Here is a 21,791-nt window from a genome sequence, read left to right on the forward strand (position 1 = left end):
TAGAGGCGATGTACCTTTGTTCGTTTGAACGGGCTGAAAAAAAGGACCGCCAGTGATTAGAACTTAAAGCTCATTTTGTGAAAATTTACTGATGACAACTTTTTACACTAAAATAAAGACCAAACGATTGCGCAATTCGCTCAGTCGTTTGGTCTTTTTAGTGTTCATTTTTTAGCCACGGAAATAACCGTAACTGCCTAAAATAACGAGGACGTAACCAGCAGCAATGACTAAGGAAAATAGCATGCTACTGCTTTGTTGCAGTCCACGAGTTTTGCAAAAGTGGAGGCAGCCGCTGGTTAAGGTGGCCAGCGCGAACCCGATCAAGACGACACTCAGTGTACGACCCCATTTTCCAAGTAACAGGGCACAGGCCACACTGATGATGGTTAACATGACGATTAGCACAAATCGTCGTCTACTAGTCAGCTTTTGTTGCATAAAATCATCTCACCGTAATTAGTTGACGTATTAAACGTTCTTTTGAGTAAAATTTTACCATTGCCGGACTAATTTTGACAAGGGCTTTTCCTGAAAAACCTTGTCTTTATTGGAATCTTAACCTGAACAGCCAAGACAAAATGATAATCAATTTGATGTTATGACATAATAATTTAAATGAGAGCGCATGTGATAAAAAGTGACATTTAATTAGCGAAAGTTACTAAATTAACGTATTTATCCCACTAACAATGAAAAAAATAAGTGAAAAATGAAAAAATAATGAGCAAAGGCAATAATTAATGTTATAATTTCTAACATCAAATGGTACAGATGGGAGTTGTAATTATGAGTGCTGCAAATTCAACGTTCTTAGTTTTATCAAGTATATTGGTATTGTTCATGACCCCCGGATTAGCTTTCTTTTATGGTGGGTTAGTGTCAAAACGTAACGTTGTTAATACGATGTTATCCGTGTTCATGATTTGTGGCTTAGCAATTTTGCTTTGGATTTTAGTGGGTTACTCGTTATCTTTTTCTGGTAATCTTGGTGGAATTATCGGGAACTTGAAGGCGGTTTGGTTGCACGGGATTAATCTGGCAGCTTTAACGCCAACTAAAATTCCCACTGGGCTTTACATGATCTTTCAAATGATGTTTGCTATTATCACACCAGCCCTGTTCGTGGGTGCGGTGGTTGGCCGAATTCGGTTTAAATTCTTACTGTCATTTATTATTTTTTGGTCGATTTTTATCTATTATCCAATGGTACACATGGTCTGGGATAACGGTTTTTTAGCAAATCTCGGGGTAATTGATTTTGCCGGTGGGACGGTGGTCCATATCAATGCCGGGATTACTGCATTAGTGTTATCCGCGTTTTTGGGGCCGCGCTACAATTATGGTAAGGGCGAAACGCAGCATTACAATATCTTATGGGTGTTGCTTGGCACAGCGATTTTGTGGATTGGCTGGTACGGGTTCAATGCTGGTTCAGCGTTAGCGATGAATGGTGTGGCAATCCAGGCATTCTTGACGACAACCGTCGCAACTGCCACGTCGATGATGACGTGGATGGTGATTGATATGATCACCAAAGGAAAGCCAACCTTGGTGGGCGTTTGTACCGGGACGCTTTGTGGCTTAGTGGCGATTACGCCAGCGTGTGGCTACGTGACTGCGGCTGGGGCGTTCTGGATTGGCTTGATTGCGACGATGACGAGCTATGCGTTTATCACGTTATTGAAACCACGTTTAGGCATTGACGATGCCTTAGACGCATTCGGTTGTCATGGGGTTTCCGGCATCATGGGCAGTATTATGACTGGTCTATTTGCCACTAAAGCAGTTAATTCAAGTGTCTCGACGAATGGCTTATTTTACGGTGGTGGGGTTAAGTTGTTCGGGTTGCAATTGTTGGCGACGGCTTTCACAATCACTTTCACGACAGTACTTTGCATCGTGATTATCATGCTTTTGAAGCGTGTCGTTAAAATGCGTGTCGATGTGGCCGAAGAAAAACTCGGTTTGGATCAAGGCGAACATGGTGAGGTTGCTGATTACACCGTCTCGATGAGTTCTGAACTCAGTGACATCCAGACACACAGCAGTGAATTTCAAGGTCAACTGGCAAAATTAATGGCAGATCACCAACGTTTTCGGTGATAGATGAAAGAGTGCAACAAAAGGCGGGTTGCTACCGAGCATAGCCCAAAAAACCGGATGATTGGGTCTTTCAATCGTTCGGTTTCTTAGGCTATGCGGAGGTCGCAGCCTTTTGTGGCACGTTTCGGCCATAAATATTTGGAGCTGAAAACCTAGGCTTGATGATTAATTTTACTTGTGGTCAATTTTCAGTGTCAGTGAGTAGGCGGTCTAAGCTAATATTGCCAAGCTTGTCCCGGTTGCATGGCCCACATTGTCCGATGATAGGGGCCATCTTGTTCGGAATAATAAGCGGTGACCATTTGCCCGAATTTGACCATAGAATTGGGGTATTCGGTGTACTTTGGGACTAGGCTGTGTAACTCAGTTAGGGCGCCATCCGATTGTTTGAAGTGATAAAGGGAAACTTGATTGTCGTCGTCAATTTGTGCTAAGTACTCAAAAGTTTTGTGCCCATTAATTGCCTGTCGCTGCAAAATGTAAGTAGTGGGCGCATAGTTACTAATCCGGTGGTAGAAAAATTTAGCGCCAGGATCATTTTCTAAGCCATCAGGGTCACTATGAGTTACGGCAAGATAATACATTGAAATCAAGCCGACCTGATCTTGTTCGGTTAAATACCGTTGCTTAGTTACCGGTAATGTTCGAACAAAAGCGGCATCACTAAAAGCTCTCGTATGGATTTCCGCCTTGCTACTCTCACTACGTTGACTACTAGTCGTAGCGCTTGTACCAGAAGTGTCACTGGCACGATTGCCATTTCCGGCCGTGGTCGCAGAAGTTGCCTGTGAACTGGTCGTACTGGATTGGGTTGTCCGCCAACTGAAACCAATACCCACGCCAAACGGTGACACAATCATCTGCCGATTGAAAACGGTTGGTGATAGCGTACTGGTCGCACTCCCAACGGTAATCGTCAGCAGTAATAACACTAGGCTGATCGCATAGCCTGCATGGTGACGGCCAAATGTCCGCCCAAGATGAGTGGGGGTTGTCGTGAGATCAACATGTGTGACTTCTGGGTCTGGGGCAGTTAAGGCATACAATGCACGATTACGTAACCAATTGGTGCCTCCAGCCAGGCTGGCAGCGATTAGCACGATTACCCAAGTTAAGGTGAACCAAATTTGGTCATCGCCACTAGTGGTGGTCACGCCTAATAATTGCGCGGCAACTAGGACTAGCCCGATGATAGCGCCCCAATATCCAATTTGCAGACCCAATTGTAGTCGCCGCAAGTGTGGCGACTTTTTGACTTCACTCTTAAAAAAGAATTGGCGACTTTTGCGGATTTGTAGTGGTGTCATTGTTCGATGGTACTGTTGTTGAAATTCAATTAAATTATGCTGATCAAAGTGAAGTCGAATTCTGAAATAACTGGCATTCAGGCCAAAAAAAACAGCTATGATAATCAATTCGGACATCATTAGGTTCCAACTTTCTGTTTTCAGTTCTGAATGAGTGGCTGTCAGTGGTCGGTTTTAAAATTATTTTGATACTTAATGAAAAGATTTGAACGACTTTATATTTTTAAGACTATCGAACACGATTGTTAAAAATTATTTTTCAATGAAGCTTTGTGACTTGTCCCGTTTCTTCATCACCAAGAATTGCATTCGTGACTAAGTGGTCGAAGTATGAAGTTTCAACGACTCCAGCCAGTGTTGCAAAGTTGGTATTGAGGTCAGCCAAATGGGCATAACTTGGAAAGTGGCAATCAATTAAAAAGTTACCATTATCTGTCAAGGTCATCCCATCACGATTGCTGGCGGTACGGATGGTTGCTTGCCCACCGAGATCGGTGATGGTACGCATGACAAGTGCCAGTGCCTTTGGCAAGACTTCTAGAACAAGTGGTGTCTTAGTGTCAAAAGTTTCGCCAACGAGTCGCGACTTAACGGTGAGCAACCAATACTCATCCGCTAACGTCGCGATGATCTTTTCGTTGGCGTGGATGCCGCCACCACTTTTTAAGGCTGAGCCATGACTGTCGAGTTGATCACAACCGTCAAAGGCAATATCCAGCCGGTCACAGTATTGTGGATCAATCACGGTATAACCTAAAACAGTCGCGAGTTGGCGCGTGGTTGGTGAGGGGGTGACGACTTGAATGTCATTGACATGGTTCGCGGCTTCTTTAACAAGTTCAGCCACGGTTGAACCGCCGCCGAAGCCAACGACCATTCCAGGTTTAATGAGTGATAATGCTTGTTGTACAATAGCTTGTTTAATGGACATGATGACTTCCTCCAAAATTTAGTGTTTTATTAAAATGGGTGCTCTGTTGTCCGCCTTACCGGTTGAGACCTAAAATGCTGGAACGCCATGGGCCATTTTAAAGCCAAGGAGCGGTCTTTAAAACTGACCTTGGTCTAAGCACGGGAAAAACACCCGTACTAAGACCAATTTCATGGCTGAGCATTTTAGGTCTCAACCTCTCGGCTAAATCGAATTTTGTCTATTTAGTTTAGCTTAACGCCGGGTGGGCCAAAATTGGCTCAGTGGTGTCGTTTATCTTAGGTGGTGGTTTTTGCCGCCTTAGATAAAGCCCGGCTTGGAAGACCGCATTTTGGCTTCCAAACGTGGCCACCACGTTCCAGCCGATTTTGGACCGCCCAGAGTGGCAATTAAGATGATCAGCAATCAGCCATGGTGACTGGCGCTGGTTTCATGATAGCACTAGCTTTCAGAAAGCGCGATTAACTAACGAGAATCTAACAATAAATTCGCTTGTTTTCTAATAAATTGAGCATCAAAATGGTATCCACTTAAGTCCGGTTTTAAACTATGGGTACATTGATGGCTGCCTTTAATTGTGGTAAAAGAGGGGTAACGGCAATGAAGAGAAAACGAATTCGATTAGGGGTTTTAGTACTGACAACAGCTTTAGCCGTGAATTTGGGTGTGGTTGCGGATGCGTCAACGGCAACGCCATTTGGCACGAGTCGCTGGCGGCAACCTAGTGTCACCTATGTGATTAATGGGTCATCATATGATCGTTACATTTATAATGTCGCCATTCGTGCTTGGAATGCCACGGGAACGTTTAGGTTTGTGCCGGGCTCGAATAGTCATCATCAGCTGAACCTTACCGCGAGTGACGCAACGACTGGCCCGTATCACTTATTGGCTGGCATCACATATACGAGTGGTCCTCGCAATGGGTATTACACACAAGCGAAGGTGTTACTCTTGGCAAAAAACATGACCGATTATCACTATTCGACTTCCAATGAAATTCACGTGGCTGAACATGAATTGGGTCACGCTATGGGGTTGCAGCATAGTACGGCACGCAATAGTGTCATGCTGGCTAATAACCGTTATAACGGCATTAGTGGTAGTGATAGTTACGCAGTTTGGCGGCGATATCGGACGCCAGTTGGGAGACATTCGTAGGGCTAAATTTTTAACCACGGTTGGTGGTTAGCTATCGATTAGAGGACACAGTGTTAGATCCCACAGTCAATGTAAGCAAGTGCTGTGTCCTTCTTGGGTTCGGTGAAAATCCGGGCTCATTTTTTATGCTAGTGGGTTGCCGTTGACACCTGTTTAAAAGAATTCTAAACTAAAGATACGTGTTGGGAAGCGCTGACACCAGTCAGAAATATCACAGATAATTGATGTTTAGAATTTTAAGGGGATGTCGAGATGGCAAAGAAAGTCTATACAGATTATTTTTTTGATGAACCAGCTTACAATACTCATGATGGGGGCTATATTCCGTTGGTCACGCCGAAAGTGGCGCCACAGCCGTTGGCGATTCCACCGCTGTTGAAGCCGGATAAGCAAACGGCGACCGACGATTATTACACGGTCACCGCGGAAGCTAGCGAGACACAATTTTTACCTGGTAAGAAGACGAAGACCTGGGGCTATAATGCTGGCTTCTTAGGTCAAACCATCGTTTTTCGTGATGGTAAACATACGCATATTGATTTAGAGAATAAATTGCCTGAACTAACAACGTTCCACTGGCATGGGCTAAATGTTCCCGGGCCAATCACGGATGGTGGCTGTCACGCGCCCGTTTATCCGGGCAAAACGAACCATATTGATTTTGATGTGGATCAACCGGCGGCAACGATTTGGCTGCATGCGCATCCATGTCCATCGACTGCGACACAAGTTTGGAAAGGGTTAGCGGCAATGGTGCTCGTCAAAGATGACGTTGAAGATCAATTGCCACTGCCACGTAATTATGGTGTCGATGATATTCCGATGGTTTTGCAAGATCGTGAATTCCATGAAGACAATCAATTTGACTATCGTGCCGACTACGATCCCGATGGTGTCCAAGGACACACTGCTTTAGTCAATGGGACCGTCAATCCTTATTTCGATGTCACCACACAACGCGTTCGGTTACGGTTTTTAAATGGGTCCAATCGTCGTGAATGGCGCTTACACTTTGATGATAATCTTGAATTTGCACAGGTCGCTTCAGACGGCGGTATTATGCCAGCACCCGTTTACCTGACAAAATTAATGATTACTTGTGCGGAACGCGATGAAATCGTCATTGATTTCGGCAAGTATCAACCTGGCGATGAAGTCACTTTGATGACCGATGAGACGCCACTGTGCCATTTCCGGATTAAGGCCTTTGCGCCAGATGACACGACTTTACCTGACCACTTAGTTGATATTCCTAATGAAACGCCCACGCCTGGGTTACCTGTTCGGAAGATCACGATGGATGGGATGGACGAAGAAGTTGCCATGGACGGTAAGAAGTTCGATATGCAACGCATTGATGCCCGTCAAAAAGTTAACGATGTTGCGATTTGGGATATTACGAATACGAACAGCACTAAAAATGGGATGGTTCATCCATTCCACGTTCATGGGACGCAATTTACCGTATTAGCACGTAACGGCGGCCCCGTCTATCCTAATGAACATGGCTGGAAGGATACGGTTGGTGTTAATCCTGGTGAAACGGTTCGTATCAAAGTTCGTTTTAAATTGACTGGGGTGTACATGTATCATTGCCATATCATCGAACATGAGGATGGCGGCATGATGGCCCAAATTGAAGCTTATGATCCAGCACATCCAAAGACCTATCATTTAATGGACATGACTACCTTGCGCAATGCGTTTGCTGAGGAACAAGGTGTCAAGCCAGAAGATGTTTGGATGCCAGGAATGTAAACTTTAGCTTGATTTTCAGTAAACAGTTAAGCTAAACTTAAAGCAATTAAATAATATAATCGGAAGACAATACAGTTAGATAAGGTACGTTTCGACGTATCGGAGGGTTACGGCCAGATAAGATGAGCAACAGCAATCTTATCTGGTCGTTTTTTGTTTTCTCAGGGAGGAATTTTCATGTCGTCAACATCGTATTGGAGTCGCAATTTTAGCTTAATTTTAATTGGTAACGCCTTATTATTTATGGTCTATAACATGCAAGTTCCTGTGCTACCGCTCTTTGGGAAAAAGCTTGGTCTTACCCCAGCTCAAATTGGGATTTTTTGTTGGTGCCATTATGTTTGCTGCGCTAATTACCCGGTTATTTGTGCCGTGGTTTTCACGACGGTTCAGTAAGAAGTTTTTATTGGTTGCTGGGATCTTCGGCTATTTATTGGCGTCGGCTGGTTATCCATTATTAGGTAGTTTTGGCTTACTTGTCTTGCTGCGGTTGTTCAATGGCATTGGTCATGGCATCGCGACGACCTATTTTGCGACCTCAGCGGCCGATGAGTTGCCAGTTTCAAAAATTGGCGAAGGCATGGGTTATTTTGGAATTGGAACGATGGTCACGGCGTCACTGGCACCATTATTAGCAATCGCAATTGTGCAACAGGTTTCATTTAGTGCCTTTTTCCTAACTTGTATCGGTATTCTATTTTTAGCAATGCTGGCTATTCTAGCGACGACCAAATCGACACCCGCAAGTCCAGTCAAAGCAACAACGCATCGGGCACCGGTTTTTGATCGCCAATTTATCCCACAATGCAGCTTGGTCTTTATTCTAGGAATCATGATGAGTGGTGTTATGACGTTTACGCCAATTTATGCGGAAGTCAAACACTTAACCGGAATTTCATGGTTCTTCTTTGTGGCTGCGATTGCGGGTGTCGTGATTCGCCCGATTGTTGGCCGGTCTTTTGATACTCGTGGCCCCAGATTAGTCTTGTTGTTAAGCACGGTTTTGCTAACCGCTGGCATGATCATGCTGGCATTTTTGACGAGTAACTGGCTACTAATTGTTGCAGGGATTTTTTATGGCGTAGCGGACGGCGCAATTTATCCAACGCTACAAGCTTGGGTATTTCGGGTTACGACCTTGGAAAATCGTGATACGGCAACGGGAATGTTTCTGAATGCGTATGATCTTGGTATGGGGATCGGCGCAGTTGTCTTAGGTGGTCTCGTCGAGCTTGTGCACTATCAAGGAATGTTTCTTGTACTGACGCTAGTGGGCGTTGGCTATATTTGGTTAGCAGCCGGATTAAGCCGCCGTTGGTCGGCCTAGGTTTCGCTTCGTAAATCCTGTTAACTGATGGATTAGTCTGTTAAACTGGGAACTGCAAATCAGTTTGACAGGGGGAAATGAAAATGGCAATTGCAGCAACAATTATGGCGTGTTTAGTCGCCTTAGAACACTTCTTTATCTTATGGTTAGAGATGTTTAACGCTGATAGTGAAATGGCGGCATCGGCTTTTGGTGTGTCACGGGAGCTATTGAAAAAGCCAGAAGTACAAACGTTGTTCAAAAATCAAGGCTTATATAATGGGTTTTTAGGTGTTGGGATTCTGTTCAGTTTATTTGTCGTGCCAGCGGCTGCCAGCATGGGCGTAACGTTGTTCTTCCTGGCGTTCGTGATGGTCGCTGCCGTGTTCGGTAGTGTTACCGCTAGCAAGTCGATCCTGGTAGTACAAGGCTTACCAGCTTTAATTGCTTTTATTTTAGTTTATTTAGCGTAAATAATAGCCTAGTTAGTCAGTCACGGCGTTAATTGGTGACTGGCTTTTTTTTGTGGGACGCTGAGAACGGTGTTACTCACTCATTAGAGGCTTTGGAATTAGTTCGCTTGCCGCACTGAATTGGTGGATTTTAGCCATTACCCTCGCTACTGGGATGTTAGTTAATATGGTGGCAATTTATTTGTTGGGACAGTTACAAGTGATGACATTAGGTTAAACCAGAAAAAAGCGTTTGGGCCTGAATGAAGCCCAAGCGTTTTTAGGTTTTTTAGACCAATTTTGATGGATGTCACAATTTTTGGCGATTCATAGTGGCTTAACAAGTAAACCAATTCAAAACTTTAAAAGCGCTTACAAATAATGGCTAGTTTTTTAAACAAAGCAGTAGTAAAGTGTAAACAGTAAACAAAACAGGAGGTAAAAATGATGGTAAGCATTCGTGATATTGCCCGCATGGCGACGGTTTCGCCGGCGAGCGTTTCCCGTATTTTAAATAATGATCCAACTTTTAGTATCAATGATAATACCCGGCAACGTGTGATTGAAATTGCCAATCGGATGCATTACTCCAAGGAAGCGAGCAAGAAAGGGCCACGCTATAATCACGATAGTATGAGTATCGGGTTGATTTTGCGCCACAATCTAGAGTCAGAACTGCGTGATCCGTATTTCCACGAAATCCGTCGTGGCATTGAACATGAAGCGGTGAAGTGGCGAATGCGCGTGGTCAAAGTCTTTGGTATGCGTGATTCGGATAAGGATTGGGATCAATTGAGCCAATTTGGGGCCGTGATTATGGTGGGCGAAATGACCCAGCCGGCGATTGATAAAATCACGGCTTTGAACTCAAATTTAATTTTAGTCGACAGCTATGCGAAGCATGCGGGCGTTGATGTGATTCGGACTGATTTTGCAGAAAAGACGGCCGATATTTTGACTAAACTGTATGCGTATGGACATCGGAAGATTGCCTTTGTTGGGGGTGAAAGCAGTATTGTGCGTCCGGATGGCAGCGTTGTGCGTGATGAGAATGAAATCCGTGCAGTGAGCTATCGTAATTGGATGAAATTACATGATTTACCAGCAGTCGCTAAGACTGGGCATTGGACGGCTGAAGATGGGATGCAACTGACCCACCAGATTTTGGCGCAATCGCCGCGGCCAACCGCGATTGTGGTCGCAAGTGACCCCATGGCGATGGGAGTATATAAGGCGATTAACAATGCCGGCTTACGGATTCCCGAAGATATTTCAATCGTCAGTTTTGATGATGTTGAAATGAACCAGTATTTGGTGCCAGCATTATCCAGTGTCCGGATGGAAGCTGAAGAAATGGGGCGAACGGCGGTTAAGTTAGCCCGTGACCGGATGATTGAACCCCACAAAATGGTGTTACATCTAGTTTGTGGAAGCCAATTAATGTTGCGTGAATCAGTTAAAAAATTGGTTTAAACTTTTTTAATTTTTCCTATTGTGTAAACGTTCACTAAACAGTTATAGTAATTCTTGTAAACGTTTTCAACTAAAAGATAGGAGTGAGATAAATGAAAAAGTTTGGCTCTGGATTCCAAGAGAGTATGTCGAAAGCCTCGCAGTCAATTGGGAGTAATCGCTATTTGCTGAGTTTGCGGGATGGGTTCATGGTGGCCTTCCCAGCAACGATGTTTGGATCGATTATGGTCATTCTTCAAAATCTGCCAACAACGTTTGGCTTTGATAAGATGGTGCCAAAAGGGGTTAACACCTTCTTAACGGATTTCTTTGGACCAGTCAGCAATGCCACGATGTCGATTACCGCTATTTTTATTGTTTTCGGGATTGCTTACCAATTGGCTGGTCATTATGGTCAGCAAAAGATTTTCGCGGGGGCAATTGCTTTATCTAGTTTTATCATGTTACTACCGGTGGGCAACGACGCGAAGGCCGGCGCGTTTCTCCCTATTTCGAAGTTAGGGGCGCAGGGGATGTTCGTCGGGATCTTAGTTGCGATTATTTCGACTGAAATTTATTGCAAGATTAGTGCGGCGAACATTACGATTAAGATGCCTGATTCAGTGCCACCAATGATTGCGGAATCCTTTATCGCGATTATCCCTGGTGCTGCACCATTGCTATTATTTAATATTATTCGTTATGCGTTTACCTTTACAAAGTGGGGTAACGCGGTTGACTTTGTTTATGAAATCTTACAACAACCATTGATGGGCTTAGGGAGTACCTTACCGGCCGTCTTAATTGCCGTTTTCTTTACGCAATTGTTCTGGTGGTTCGGGATTCATGGGACGTTGTTGGTTAACTCCATCATCGATCCAATCATGGGTGCTTTAGCGATTCAAAACTACGAAGCTTATAAAGCTGGTGCCACCCAATTACCACATATTATCAATACGACTTTCATGGGTGTGTTCGTGAACCAAGGGATGCAATTAGGGTGTGCCATCGTGATGGCGTTCTTCCTAGCAAAATCGGTTCGGATGAAGAAGACGATGAAAATGGTCTTTGCACCCGCAATCTTCAACGTTTCAGAACCAATGACTTACGGCTTACCAGTGGTCTTAAACCCAGTCTTGTTAGTGCCATGGATCTTAGCGCCATTAGTTTCGACGACGGTATCATACTTTGCCATTGCTATTGGGCTAGTTCCACGACCAATCGGGGCCACTGTGGTTTGGACGACCCCAATCTTCTTAGCCGGCTGGTTAGGAACTGGATCAATCCGTGGGGCCATTTTACAAATTGTCGATGTCATCATTATGACCTTAATTTGGGTGCCATTTTTGAAAGCAATGGATCGCGAATGGGTCAAAGAAGAATTGTCACCAACTAAAGATGATTTAACGGAATAACTTTTAAGCAAAGGCAGGTACGACAAATGAGAACAGATACGTTGAGTTATAAATATCCTTACCAGGCCAATCGTGCGGCCATCTATCGTGTATTGGTTCAAGAGCAATTAGCTTATTTTCAACGGACGGACCCCAGCATCAAATCCTTGAGCCCGGGGACTAAAATCATTGCCCAGTTAAAGACGAAAATGAGTAAACAGCCGGTCCAAGACTACATGATGGTCAAGGATATGGTGCCCAATGAACTGTTTCAATTGGAGACACAGCAACCTGCTGGGAGTATTATTCAAACGTTCAAGTTCATGAAAAATCGGCGGGGCCAAGCGGTCTTAGCTTATTCTGAACAAAATGTTTTTGATAACAATCGCAGTCAAACCAATTTCATGATGTTTGGACTGCTCTACAAGTTCTTTTATAATCGGGGTGTCCGTAAGCGGATGGCCTATCTCGATAATTTAGCCCAGACCGCGACTGATTAATTTTGATGATCAGAACTCATACCCAATTAGGTTGCGTAACTAATTAGTGTGAGTTCTTTTATCGTTAATTATGCCGGGTGGTCGGGCCTAGTTTCTAGCAAGTAATGGTATGAGTAAGCGAGAGAAGGATGAGTAAAGTGAAAAGTGAAACAATGATTGAGTTGATTGATGATCACAGCTTCCATCTGCATAATGACAAGATTAGTTACGTTTTGACCGTGATGGAAAATGGGCAGTTGGGTCATTTATATTATGGTAAAGCGTTAGGATCATTAACGACGACGGAGCTCGACTATTTACGAGCACAGGCGAGCAAATCGGCGGGGACGGTGAAGTATTCGCCGACGACGGGTAACTTTAATTTGGCTGACCGGGCGCAAGAGTACCCGGTCTATGGTTCGTCGGATTTTCGGCGCGGCGCTTTGGACGTTTATGCTGATAACGACCCCTGGTATTTAGATTTTAGTTATCAAAGCTATACAATTACAGATACGAAGCCACGGTCGTTGGCACAACCGGCGACTTATGCAGTCGGTAATCAGGAAGCTCAAGAATTAGCAATTACTTTAGTTGATCAGGTTCATCAATTGAAATTAGTGACTTATTATACGATTTTTCGGGCCCATGGAGTCATCGCCCGGAGAAGCACGCTAACAAACCTCGGGGCTAGTTCGGTCATGATTCAAAATATGATGAGTGCGGTGTTAGAATTGCCGGATGATCAGTTTGAAATGGTCAATTTGGCCGGCGCTTGGCTCAAGGAACGTCACGTGAAGTATCATAATTTAGCGCAGGGGACGGTCGCCGTCGAATCACTAAAAGGTGCTTCTGGCCATCAACATAATCCGTTTATTGCTTTAACGCGCAGTCGTAGTTTAACGACCGGTGACGTTTACGCGAGCAATTTAATTTATTCAGGAAACTTTTTAAGCCAGGTAGAAGTTAATGAATGGCACAAGCCCCGGTTGATGACTGGGATCAGTCCGGCTTATTTTGGCTGGCAACTGGCACCAGCCGCCACGTTTAGCACACCCGAAGCCTTGCTATATTACAGTGCGGACGGGCTCAATGGGCTAATGGCCGAAACGCAAGCAGTCGCGCAACAACAGATTGCCGACCGTCAGTGGCAGCGCCGACCGCGGCCAATCGTGTTTAATAATTGGGAAGCGACGTATTTTAACTTTGATGAAACGAAGCTATTGACCTTGGCACAACAAGCCAAGCAACTTGGTATGGAATGTTTCGTGGTCGATGATGGTTGGTTCGGCCACCGTGATTCCGATCGCACTTCCTTAGGCGATTGGCGGGTTGATCACCGCAAGTTTCCGCATGGCATGGGTCATTTTGCCCAACAGATTCACGATTTGGGTTTGCAAATGGGACTGTGGTTTGAACCTGAGATGGTTTCACCAGATACGCCGCTGTATCGTGATCATCCGGATTGGGTCGTTCGCCATCCCTATCCCCGGACGGCAATCGGTCGCGGCCAGTACGTGCTCGATTTTGCGAATCCGGCCGTGGTCACGGCCATCTATGCGCAAATCAAGCCCGTGATCGAAGCTGCCCAACTTGATTTTATTAAATGGGACATGAATCGGAATATTACGGAAGCTTACTCGCCATATCTAGCGGCACAAGGTTTACCGCAGACCGAATTCTTCCATCGCTATATTTTAGGCGTCTATGACTTGTATCAACGGATCTTGACCGATTTTCCGGATTTGTTGATTGAAGGTTGTGCCGGTGGTGGGGGTCGCTTTGACCTCGGTATGCTGTTTTACAGTCCCCAAATGTGGCCTAGTGATGATAGTGACGCTGTTGAACGCCTCTCAATTTTGTCGGGCACCACGTTAGCCTATCCACTGTCGGCTTTTAGTAATCATGTTTCAGCCGTGCCAAATGATCAAGTCGGGCGGATGACGCCGTTGAAAATGCGGCAAAACGTGGCAGACTTTGGCCCCTTAGGTTATGAGTTAGATATTACCAAGCTACCTGCCCCAGAACTTGCGGCGATAAAAGCCAATATTGACTTTTATCAACAACATCGGGAACTATTAGTTAATGGTCATTTTCAACAGTTACAGTCCTTAGATCCTGACGCTAATACGGTCGCATGGAGTGTTGCCAATGCGGACCAATCCGAGTTGTTTGTAGGCTTTTATCGGAAGTTAGCCACGCCCAATACGAGCGTGCTAAACTATTTGAAATTGCCAAATGTCGCTGTTAATCGGCATTATCAAATTGATGATGGCCCGATCGTGAGTGGACAGATCTTACAACAGTTCGGCTTACGAGAACCGTATCAATTTAACGGCGCGAATGCCGACACTGCTGAATTACGGGGCGATTTTCAGTCACAACTGTATCATTTAGTCGCAGTTGATTAAGGTGAATAATAATGAATAAATTGGCAGCAACCCCCGGATTTTTACATGGTGGGGATTATAACCCTGACCAATGGCTAGATCATCCGGAAATTCTAAAACAAGATTTGAAATTAATGCAACAAGCACATATTAATACGGTCACGGTCGGGGTCTTTTCTTGGGCACTAGAAGAACCGACTGAGGGCGTCTATAATTTTGGTTGGCTCGACCGAGTTTTCGCTGAAATGGCGAAGATCCATGGTCACGTCATCTTAGCGACGCCGAGTGGGGCCCGGCCACATTGGCTAAGTCAAAAATATCCGGAAGTCAATCGCGTCGATGAAAATGGTCGACGACATACCCATGGCTTCCGCCATAATCACTGCTATTCGTCGCCGGTGTATCGCGAAAAAGTACGGCAAATCAATACGAAGTTGGCTGAACGTTACGGCCAAAATCCGACATTACTCATGTGGCACGCTTCTAACGAATACTCAGGGGAGTGTTATTGCAATCTGTGTCAGTCCAATTGGCGGCGATGGCTGCAACGAAAATATTCCAGTCTAGATGCGCTTAATCGGGCTTGGTGCTTGAGCGTGTGGAGCGGCTTGTATAGTGATTGGTCGCAAGTTTTACCACCATCGCCACTCGGTGAAACGAAGGTCCATGGGATGGATTTGGATTGGAAACGCTTTGTGACGGCGATGACTATTGATTTTTATCAGCAAGAGATCCAACCGTTGCGCGAGCTGACACCGAACATTCCCATCACGACGAACTTTATGGCGGATGGCCCGGCTAATCAGCAATATACGCCGATGGTCGGCTTAGATTATAGTAAGTTTGCTAAAGCCGTTGATGTGGTGAGTTGGGACAGTTATCCCGAATGGCATAATAATTACGAAACGGTGGCTGAAACGGCGATGAAGACGGCCTATATTCATGATCAATTTTGGTCACTCAAGCATCAGCCATTTTTGGTCATGGAATCGACACCTAGTTATGTTAATTGGGCCCAATATAATAAGGCTAAGCAGCCGGGAATGCACATTTTAAGCTCATTTCAACAGCTCGCACATGGGTCCGATAGCACGCTTTATTTTCAAATTCGTCAGGCCCAAGGCAATTCAGAAAAGTTTCATGGCGCGGTGATTGGGCATGACGGTACCGCTGATAATCGGGTCTTTCAAGAAGTTGCGACGTATGGTGCACAACTAGAAAAGTTGGCCGAGATAAAAGGGGCTACTAAGGACGTCCGTGTGGCGATTATCTTTGATTGGGAGAGTCAATGGGCATTTGATCGGGGAGGCGGTTTCGGTCGGCCGACCCGCTTAGGCATTCAGACCTTGCAAAAGCACTATGCCATTTTCTGGGGTCAAGACATTGCTTGTGACATTGTGACCCCGGATGCTGATTTAAGCCGATATAAACTGGTGGTTGCCCCAATGCTGTATTTGCAACGACCAGCGACGATGCAGGCCTTACAAGCGTATGTCGCACAAGGTGGGACCCTCGTTTCCAGTTACTTCAGTGGGATGGTCGATGAGGATGACCGTGTTCTGTTGGGCGGTCTGCCAACCCCATTGCGGGAGTTGTTTGGAATTAAACGTCGTGAGTTAGACACCTTGTTACCGGGCGAACACTACCATGTCCATTATGGGTCAAATGTTTATCCGACGCATGATTATGACGAAGTGATTGAAGCTGAGACGGCTAATGTTTTAGCAACCTATACGGATAATTTTTATCAAGCAACACCAGCTGTAACGCAACACCATTATCAGCAAGGAACTGCTTATTATTTAGCCGCGCGCATGGATCGTGATTTCTTAACAGCCTTTTATGCGAAAATTATTGCTAAATTGCAGCTCGCTAATTCATTTGTGATTGCACCAAGCTACGAGGTTTCTTGTCAGACGCGTTATCAAAATGGTTATCAATATCATTTCTTAATGAACTTTTCGGAAACGCCGCAGACTGTGAAACTTCAGCGGTCAACGCTGGATTTATTGACGGGAACGCCGGTCGAAAAGACAGTAACCTTAGCAAAATATGGGGTCATGGTTTTAAGAGAAAAAGCATAGCTAATTGCATTCGTAGCACTGGACTGTTCGGCTTAGTGGCCGGAAGCTAGTGTTTTCCAGCTTAAAAATAAAGTACCAGCAAGTTACCGACAAAATGTGTGGTAACTTGCTGGTACTTTGGCAACTAATCATCTTCGGTAATAACATGAATGCGATTAGCAACTTGTTTGACAATAAAGACGGTACCCATAAAGAAGCTGGCAGCTAGCAACGCCGCCAATGGCAAATGGGTGAACATAGGCGTTGGCAAAACAAGTGCTAGCAACGGAAAAGCATAGGCTGCGGGCAATTTCAGCTGTAAGGCCGCTAATAAGATGAAAATAAGTGGCAGACTGATTAGTGTTGTTAATAACCATGAAGCCATGACTAAGTGAATGAGCACCCCAATTGTGGCGGCACTACTCAACGCAATGATGTGTTTGAGCGCCATTTTGCCACTGTAACTTGGTTGTTGTAGTGCTTCAAAGAAGACGACTAATACTGGGGGAATGGCCGCCATTTGTGGATTGCCTGTGGCCCAAACAAGTCCAGTCCATAAAATCCCTGCCACAAGAAAAACAAGCATCTGGTGGGTACTCAGTTTTGTGTTTGCCGGCAAGCCATGATGTAACCCGCGGTATAACACGACACCCATTAAGGTCAGTGTAAAAGCAAAGATGGCAATAATGAAAGACCAATGGGTGGCATTGACGATGATTGGTAGCAGTCCAGTTGCAAACGAAGGTGCCAGGGTTGAGTGTAAGCCTCGCAGTAGAAGTAGGATGAGCAACAAGGTAACGACCACTTTTTCTGGATAGTTCAAAGGTAGCCGGTTAACGACAAAACCGATAACCGCTGTACCTGATGGTGCCAGAAATATTTTGAGTGGTTGATTAAGCCAATCGCTTTTTTGATAGATCCACATGCCAGAGGTGAGTGCCGCGATTTCGGGTAAGATAATTTCATAATCATGCAACCAAGTCGCGATACCAACCATTAACAGGACAAACGCAAAGCCAACGAGATAGTCGCGTACGGTTATTTTCTCTAAATGCATAAAGTACCAAGATCCTCCTTAATGGATTTTGAGTCATAAATTGAAAGACAATGTTTTTGATTATAACACGAATTAAGCGAAATATTCGAGTTGTATGTTATTTTATATAATTAAAATATATCATAAACGACTTAACCGTTTTACGGCTTGCTTGGTGCTAAATCGTTACTATGATATATTAGAAAAGTATTTTTAACGATTAACTGTCAGATAATATTAAATAAATTTCAAGAGATTAAAAATAGGTGGTGAAAAAATGTCTAGCTTCAACAAGATTTGTAAACTTGGTATGCAAGCGGCACTTTTTGCACTGCTTTTTTTGGTCGTACAAATTCCTACCCTGTCAGAACTAGCTTGGCCTAATGAAGGAAATAAGATTAATATCATGGGACACGCCATATTATTGTTGGTTTCCACTGCAATTATCTTTCCCTTAGTAACTTGGTTTAGCAGATTTGTTAATAATAAACTGAATTTTTTCATGCCTATTTCGATAAAAGGTTTCTCAATTGCTAGCCTAGCTGCGGTCCTGTCACAACTTATTCAATCGTTAATATCCCACTTTGTCGCTTCCAATAATGAGGATATTATTGCTGCATTTCATTCCCCGTTACGCTTAATATTGCTGATAACGCTGTTCTTAGTGTCTCCAATATTAGAAGAGATCCTATTTCAAGGAGCTTTACAAGGTGGCATCTTGCGGCGACTGCCACCCATAGCTTCAATTATGCTTACTGCATTGATTTTTAGCTTTGCACACGGATATGGCTTTTCCATGCAAACGGTTGAACTACTTGTTTCTGGCCTTGGTTACGCGATTGTCTATCAACAAACCAAGGATATCAAAATGGCTATTTTGTCCCATGGTTTAGCTAACATTATCGTTATGCTAGTTATCTTATTTTAAAATTCGACGGGTACTTTGAGACTTAATTCGCACAATTTTTCATCGTGATCGTCCAGTCGCTTTCGATATAAATTCCTATGATGCATAAAACAACCGCCACCAATTAATTTGGTGGCGGTTGTTTTGAATGAGTCGCTATTTCTTCCCAATAACTACAGTTTTTGCAGTGGTCAGCACATGTCCTTGACTAGCTTTATAAAAATCATTTAGCCAGTAACCCGGTTTTAAGTCTAATTCGGTGTCTAAAGCATACAGTTTAAAGGTATAATCGTGGTCTTTATTTGGCGGATAGGGGCCAACATAATGTTGCGTGAGGGTGGGGTCAGTTTCGCCGACATAACCACCGGCCGTCGAATTATTGCCTTGAACCATTGAAATGCTGCCAAGTCGGCTCGCGTTTTCTGGAATGTCAGTCGTCCCAACTGGCAAATTGGCGGCAGTCCAATGAATCCAAGTGAAACCACTGACCGGAATGGCGTCATCGTCATAAAAGACGAAGGCTAAGCTTTTGGCGGCTGCGGGAACATCTTCAATATGAATCGGAAATGAGATGATTGGATGGCGCTTAAGTTGTAATTCTGGTGCGGCTTGTTTGGCATATTTTGCTGCCAGCACACCGTTTTCGGTTGGAATTGAAACTTTCATTTTAAGTGTTCCTCCTTATCGTTAACGATACTAGTAATAATCATTTTGTTTGGTTACAAACTAGTGTACGCAAGCGATTTAGTGTTGTTAACTGTATTATAACGCTAATAAGTGTTGACGTAGGACGGGGTCAACTGCGTATAAATATAACCCATAGCGACCACGCTTCATTAAAACATTAATTGAATTAAAAATAATTTTCGTCTGTAAGGGGGTTAAGTTGCCCAAATCGTCGCGTTTCTTGAAGGCCTCTTGATCTTCGTAGCGGTCAGGGTGAACCACAATGGAGGCAGTTTCGACATCATAGCCCACGGATGGTCCGAGAATTACGCCCGCATAATTTAAATCGAACCCTTGAATCGTATAGATGGAACCGACTTCGTTGAGGGTTTCTGGCCGTAACGCCCAAGGATCATCGGTTAGGTTAACTTTGTCCCAAGGTAATTTAAGCGTGCCGGCGGTGACATACCAAGTGCCGTGATTAACGACATATGGAAAGTCAGCGGTGGCAACTAATCTTGATAGACTAACGGCATGATCGCGTTGCCGAATGAGGTCGTACATTGGCTGCCCGTCTGCAAAAATTCGGAAGTCAAACTGATCGTCGTGTGGTTTAGGTAATAACTGTCCTTGTGTAAATTGGTCGATCCAATTCACAACGTCGGCGTTACCGGTGACGCGAAACTGGTCGTCCAAGTTAAAGCTTTGATGTGGATACTGTGCCAAAAATGGCGCTAAATCAGTATTTTGCCAATAACTTTTTAGTTTCAAGACTTGATGGGGATCGAAAACTAGGACCACGACGCGGCTGTGTTTAATCAGTTCAGTGAGTTGGTTTTGCTCGGTAAACTTATTGTAACGGTCCGGTTGTGTGAGCAACAAGTGGGCTTCATCAACAAAGACGACATCGGCCTGCTTGTTCGTTTTAGCGAGTCGGTTAATTAACGGCGTTGGCTTTTGAAAATCCTTTTTACGCAAATCTGGCTCATCGCCGGCGAGACGCTTATAAATTTTCAACATTTCATTATGATTAACGACCAAATAATTCTCGGTACCTTGTAGGTCATTGGGTGTTTTACTGCGGCTTAAAGCCTGTAATTGGCTGAAAGCAGCCGCAAGCACGGCACTCTTACCGGTTCCTGCATCACCGTGAATCACGAATAAGCCGGTTTTTGGGCCATTGCGATGCTCACGGATGAAGGTTAGTAAAGTAGTTTCCAATTGTTGTTGTGCGGGCGACAAAGCGGCTTTATCCGCTAGCTTAAAGGTCGCTGCGCTTAATTCAGTTGTCATCAAAAGCCCCCTGAGACGCATTATAACTTAGTTGATGGCTTATTGAAATGATAATCCTTACAGCTGGTGGTAAAATGAAATTAACTAATCTGAGGAGAGCAGGGGATTTTATGAAACTTGATTTTTCCGTGGCCGTGCATAGTTTGTTGTATTTAGATGCACACCGGCCCAATAAAGTGTCCAGTCGTGAGCTGGCACAATCGTTGCAGTTAAACCCCGTCATGATCCGTAATATTTTATCTGTCTTACATAAGCAAGGTTATTTAGTTGGGACTGTTGGTAAAAATGGTGGTTATCAGCTTGAAAAAAAATTAACTGAAATAAACTTAGGCGATCTTTACGATTTAACGATTCCACCAACATTGAGTTATGCGCGCTTTATTACCGGGCATTCTGGCACTGATGATGAAGCAACGGGGTCACCCATTGCGGCCAATATCAGCGAAACGTTGACGGATTTATTCACTGTTGCCGATCGTCAGTATCGCGCCTACTACCATCAATTTACGATGGCGGAGTTACAACAAGACATTACCCACCATGGGACTTTTTTAGCAAAAGAACGTGGTTTAGAATCTTAATCAAAAGTCCTGAGTTGATTGAAATCTAAGGCAGATTGGGTTAAGAACCTTAATTTCAAACGGCTTGCCGGTTTAGGATTGTCAGTGCCGCCAAATGATGTTATCTTTTATGACATTAAATGTTGTTGGATGATTCAAAGGGGGACTGGCAATGGAACCACGATTAGTATTAATTCATGAAGAAGGGCATTACCGCGAATTATCGGAGCAACGCTTCTGGTTGGAATCGGCTGATTTCTGGGGCGTTGATGGGCGTGGTGATACTGTGAATGAAGCCATTGGCAACTTTTTGACTAATCTGGTGCAATACTGTCATGACTACTATCAACGCGAGTTATGGCAATTGGATAATCGACTGATGCAGTTAGATCATGTTGACGCGGTATTGCGCTATGCCACTGCTGGAAAGTCGCCGGCACCATTATTTTTATTTAAGGTCGTTACTGCCGCACAGGGCTTGGCATCGGCTTAATATTGAGAAATTCTTAATCAAGGCTTCACATTTCCACAAC

The 21,791-nt window shown here is 44.3% G+C and carries 19 protein-coding genes; 13 read left to right on the plus strand and 6 right to left on the minus strand.

Annotated features, from left to right (window positions below; all coding sequences use genetic code 11):
• Nucleotides 1-171 precede the first annotated feature (171 nt).
• Nucleotides 172-441: a hypothetical protein gene (locus FFM74_RS04475; protein WP_137625437.1), complete on the minus strand. Its 270-nt coding sequence runs from the start codon at nucleotides 439-441 to the stop codon at nucleotides 172-174.
• Nucleotides 442-789: 348 nt separating this feature from the next.
• Between FFM74_RS04475 and FFM74_RS04480 the strand changes: the two genes are divergently transcribed.
• Nucleotides 790-2,106 carry an ammonium transporter gene (locus FFM74_RS04480; RefSeq protein WP_137625438.1) on the plus strand — a complete coding sequence of 439 codons (1,317 nt, stop codon included), beginning with the start codon at nucleotides 790-792 and terminating at the stop codon, nucleotides 2,104-2,106.
• A gap of 215 nt (nucleotides 2,107-2,321) precedes the next feature.
• On the opposite strand, the gene FFM74_RS04485 is transcribed toward FFM74_RS04480, so the two are convergent.
• Nucleotides 2,322-3,530 carry a hypothetical protein gene (locus FFM74_RS04485; RefSeq protein WP_137625439.1) on the minus strand — a complete coding sequence of 403 codons (1,209 nt, stop codon included), beginning with the start codon at nucleotides 3,528-3,530 and terminating at the stop codon, nucleotides 2,322-2,324.
• A 142-nt stretch (nucleotides 3,531-3,672) separates the two neighbouring features.
• Nucleotides 3,673-4,344 carry a ribose 5-phosphate isomerase A gene (gene rpiA, locus FFM74_RS04490; RefSeq protein ID WP_137625440.1) on the minus strand — a complete coding sequence of 224 codons (672 nt, stop codon included), beginning with the start codon at nucleotides 4,342-4,344 and terminating at the stop codon, nucleotides 3,673-3,675.
• A 600-nt stretch (nucleotides 4,345-4,944) separates the two neighbouring features.
• Here rpiA and FFM74_RS04495 point away from each other — a divergent pair.
• The 9 genes from FFM74_RS04495 (at nucleotide 4,945) to FFM74_RS04535 (ending at nucleotide 16,817) form a co-directional block, all read left to right on the plus strand.
• A complete protein-coding gene (locus FFM74_RS04495; protein WP_137625441.1) occupies nucleotides 4,945-5,505 on the plus strand; it encodes a M57 family metalloprotease in 561 nt (186 codons plus the stop codon).
• A gap of 252 nt (nucleotides 5,506-5,757) precedes the next feature.
• A complete protein-coding gene (locus FFM74_RS04500) occupies nucleotides 5,758-7,263 on the plus strand; it encodes a multicopper oxidase family protein (RefSeq protein WP_137625442.1) in 1,506 nt (501 codons plus the stop codon).
• Nucleotides 7,264-7,543: 280 nt separating this feature from the next.
• Entirely contained in the window at nucleotides 7,544-8,590 is a 1,047-nt protein-coding gene (locus FFM74_RS04505) for an MFS transporter (RefSeq protein ID WP_137625443.1), read from the plus strand.
• A gap of 83 nt (nucleotides 8,591-8,673) precedes the next feature.
• Nucleotides 8,674-9,042 carry a DUF1304 domain-containing protein gene (locus tag FFM74_RS04510; protein ID WP_137625444.1) on the plus strand — a complete coding sequence of 123 codons (369 nt, stop codon included), beginning with the start codon at nucleotides 8,674-8,676 and terminating at the stop codon, nucleotides 9,040-9,042.
• Between the two features lie 426 nt (nucleotides 9,043-9,468).
• Entirely contained in the window at nucleotides 9,469-10,494 is a 1,026-nt protein-coding gene (locus tag FFM74_RS04515; protein ID WP_137625530.1) for a LacI family DNA-binding transcriptional regulator, read from the plus strand.
• Between the two features lie 92 nt (nucleotides 10,495-10,586).
• Nucleotides 10,587-11,888 carry a PTS sugar transporter subunit IIC gene (locus FFM74_RS04520; protein WP_137625445.1) on the plus strand — a complete coding sequence of 434 codons (1,302 nt, stop codon included), beginning with the start codon at nucleotides 10,587-10,589 and terminating at the stop codon, nucleotides 11,886-11,888.
• A gap of 26 nt (nucleotides 11,889-11,914) precedes the next feature.
• A complete protein-coding gene (locus FFM74_RS04525) occupies nucleotides 11,915-12,367 on the plus strand; it encodes a DUF3284 domain-containing protein (RefSeq protein ID WP_137625446.1) in 453 nt (150 codons plus the stop codon).
• Nucleotides 12,368-12,519: 152 nt separating this feature from the next.
• Complete coding sequence (locus tag FFM74_RS04530; protein ID WP_137625531.1) at nucleotides 12,520-14,754, plus strand: alpha-galactosidase; 2,235 nt, start codon at nucleotides 12,520-12,522, stop codon at nucleotides 14,752-14,754.
• 11 nt (nucleotides 14,755-14,765) lie between these two features.
• Nucleotides 14,766-16,817: a beta-galactosidase gene (locus FFM74_RS04535; RefSeq protein WP_137625447.1), complete on the plus strand. Its 2,052-nt coding sequence runs from the start codon at nucleotides 14,766-14,768 to the stop codon at nucleotides 16,815-16,817.
• 124 nt (nucleotides 16,818-16,941) lie between these two features.
• Here the strand turns inward: FFM74_RS04535 and FFM74_RS04540 are convergent, their stop codons facing one another.
• Nucleotides 16,942-17,853, minus strand: a complete 912-nt coding sequence (locus FFM74_RS04540) for a hypothetical protein (RefSeq protein ID WP_137625448.1) — start codon at nucleotides 17,851-17,853, stop codon at nucleotides 16,942-16,944.
• A gap of 289 nt (nucleotides 17,854-18,142) precedes the next feature.
• On the opposite strand from FFM74_RS04540, the gene FFM74_RS04545 reads away from it, so the two are divergent.
• Nucleotides 18,143-18,760 (plus strand): CPBP family intramembrane glutamic endopeptidase, encoded by a 618-nt coding sequence (locus FFM74_RS04545; RefSeq protein ID WP_171000653.1) that lies wholly within the window; start codon nucleotides 18,143-18,145, stop codon nucleotides 18,758-18,760.
• Nucleotides 18,761-18,895: 135 nt separating this feature from the next.
• Here the strand turns inward: FFM74_RS04545 and FFM74_RS04550 are convergent, their stop codons facing one another.
• The gene (locus FFM74_RS04550) at nucleotides 18,896-19,405 is read right to left on the minus strand and encodes a YbhB/YbcL family Raf kinase inhibitor-like protein (protein WP_137625450.1); all 510 of its coding nucleotides are present in this window, start codon (nucleotides 19,403-19,405) and stop codon (nucleotides 18,896-18,898) included.
• A 96-nt stretch (nucleotides 19,406-19,501) separates the two neighbouring features.
• The gene (locus FFM74_RS04555) at nucleotides 19,502-20,698 is read right to left on the minus strand and encodes a DUF2075 domain-containing protein (protein ID WP_137625451.1); all 1,197 of its coding nucleotides are present in this window, start codon (nucleotides 20,696-20,698) and stop codon (nucleotides 19,502-19,504) included.
• A 110-nt stretch (nucleotides 20,699-20,808) separates the two neighbouring features.
• Between FFM74_RS04555 and FFM74_RS04560 the strand changes: the two genes are divergently transcribed.
• Together FFM74_RS04560 and FFM74_RS04565 are read left to right on the plus strand one after the other, a co-directional pair.
• A complete protein-coding gene (locus FFM74_RS04560; RefSeq protein WP_137625452.1) occupies nucleotides 20,809-21,279 on the plus strand; it encodes an RrF2 family transcriptional regulator in 471 nt (156 codons plus the stop codon).
• A 151-nt stretch (nucleotides 21,280-21,430) separates the two neighbouring features.
• Nucleotides 21,431-21,751, plus strand: a complete 321-nt coding sequence (locus tag FFM74_RS04565; protein WP_223877159.1) for a hypothetical protein — start codon at nucleotides 21,431-21,433, stop codon at nucleotides 21,749-21,751.
• Nucleotides 21,752-21,791: the final 40 nt, after the last annotated feature.

The organism is Lactiplantibacillus pingfangensis, assembly GCF_005404945.1.
Taxonomy (GTDB): domain Bacteria; phylum Bacillota; class Bacilli; order Lactobacillales; family Lactobacillaceae; genus Lactiplantibacillus; species Lactiplantibacillus pingfangensis.

Coding starts and splice junctions, on each gene's coding strand:
- FFM74_RS04530 (WP_137625531.1), top strand. CDS start 12,520: ATGATTGAGTTGATTGATGATCACAGCTTCCATCTGCATAATGACAAG.
- FFM74_RS04500 (WP_137625442.1), top strand. CDS start 5,758: ATGGCAAAGAAAGTCTATACAGATTATTTTTTTGATGAACCAGCTTAC.
- FFM74_RS04565 (WP_223877159.1), top strand. CDS start 21,431: ATGGAACCACGATTAGTATTAATTCATGAAGAAGGGCATTACCGCGAA.
- FFM74_RS04485 (WP_137625439.1), bottom strand. CDS start 3,530: ATGTCCGAATTGATTATCATAGCTGTTTTTTTTGGCCTGAATGCCAGT.
- FFM74_RS04475 (WP_137625437.1), bottom strand. CDS start 441: ATGCAACAAAAGCTGACTAGTAGACGACGATTTGTGCTAATCGTCATG.
- FFM74_RS04515 (WP_137625530.1), top strand. CDS start 9,469: ATGGTAAGCATTCGTGATATTGCCCGCATGGCGACGGTTTCGCCGGCG.
- FFM74_RS04510 (WP_137625444.1), top strand. CDS start 8,674: ATGGCAATTGCAGCAACAATTATGGCGTGTTTAGTCGCCTTAGAACAC.
- FFM74_RS04540 (WP_137625448.1), bottom strand. CDS start 17,853: ATGCATTTAGAGAAAATAACCGTACGCGACTATCTCGTTGGCTTTGCG.
- FFM74_RS04525 (WP_137625446.1), top strand. CDS start 11,915: ATGAGAACAGATACGTTGAGTTATAAATATCCTTACCAGGCCAATCGT.
- FFM74_RS04535 (WP_137625447.1), top strand. CDS start 14,766: ATGAATAAATTGGCAGCAACCCCCGGATTTTTACATGGTGGGGATTAT.
- FFM74_RS04545 (WP_171000653.1), top strand. CDS start 18,143: ATGCAAGCGGCACTTTTTGCACTGCTTTTTTTGGTCGTACAAATTCCT.
- FFM74_RS04495 (WP_137625441.1), top strand. CDS start 4,945: ATGAAGAGAAAACGAATTCGATTAGGGGTTTTAGTACTGACAACAGCT.
- FFM74_RS04550 (WP_137625450.1), bottom strand. CDS start 19,405: ATGAAAGTTTCAATTCCAACCGAAAACGGTGTGCTGGCAGCAAAATAT.
- rpiA (WP_137625440.1), bottom strand. CDS start 4,344: ATGTCCATTAAACAAGCTATTGTACAACAAGCATTATCACTCATTAAA.
- FFM74_RS04555 (WP_137625451.1), bottom strand. CDS start 20,698: ATGACAACTGAATTAAGCGCAGCGACCTTTAAGCTAGCGGATAAAGCC.
- FFM74_RS04480 (WP_137625438.1), top strand. CDS start 790: ATGAGTGCTGCAAATTCAACGTTCTTAGTTTTATCAAGTATATTGGTA.
- FFM74_RS04560 (WP_137625452.1), top strand. CDS start 20,809: ATGAAACTTGATTTTTCCGTGGCCGTGCATAGTTTGTTGTATTTAGAT.
- FFM74_RS04520 (WP_137625445.1), top strand. CDS start 10,587: ATGAAAAAGTTTGGCTCTGGATTCCAAGAGAGTATGTCGAAAGCCTCG.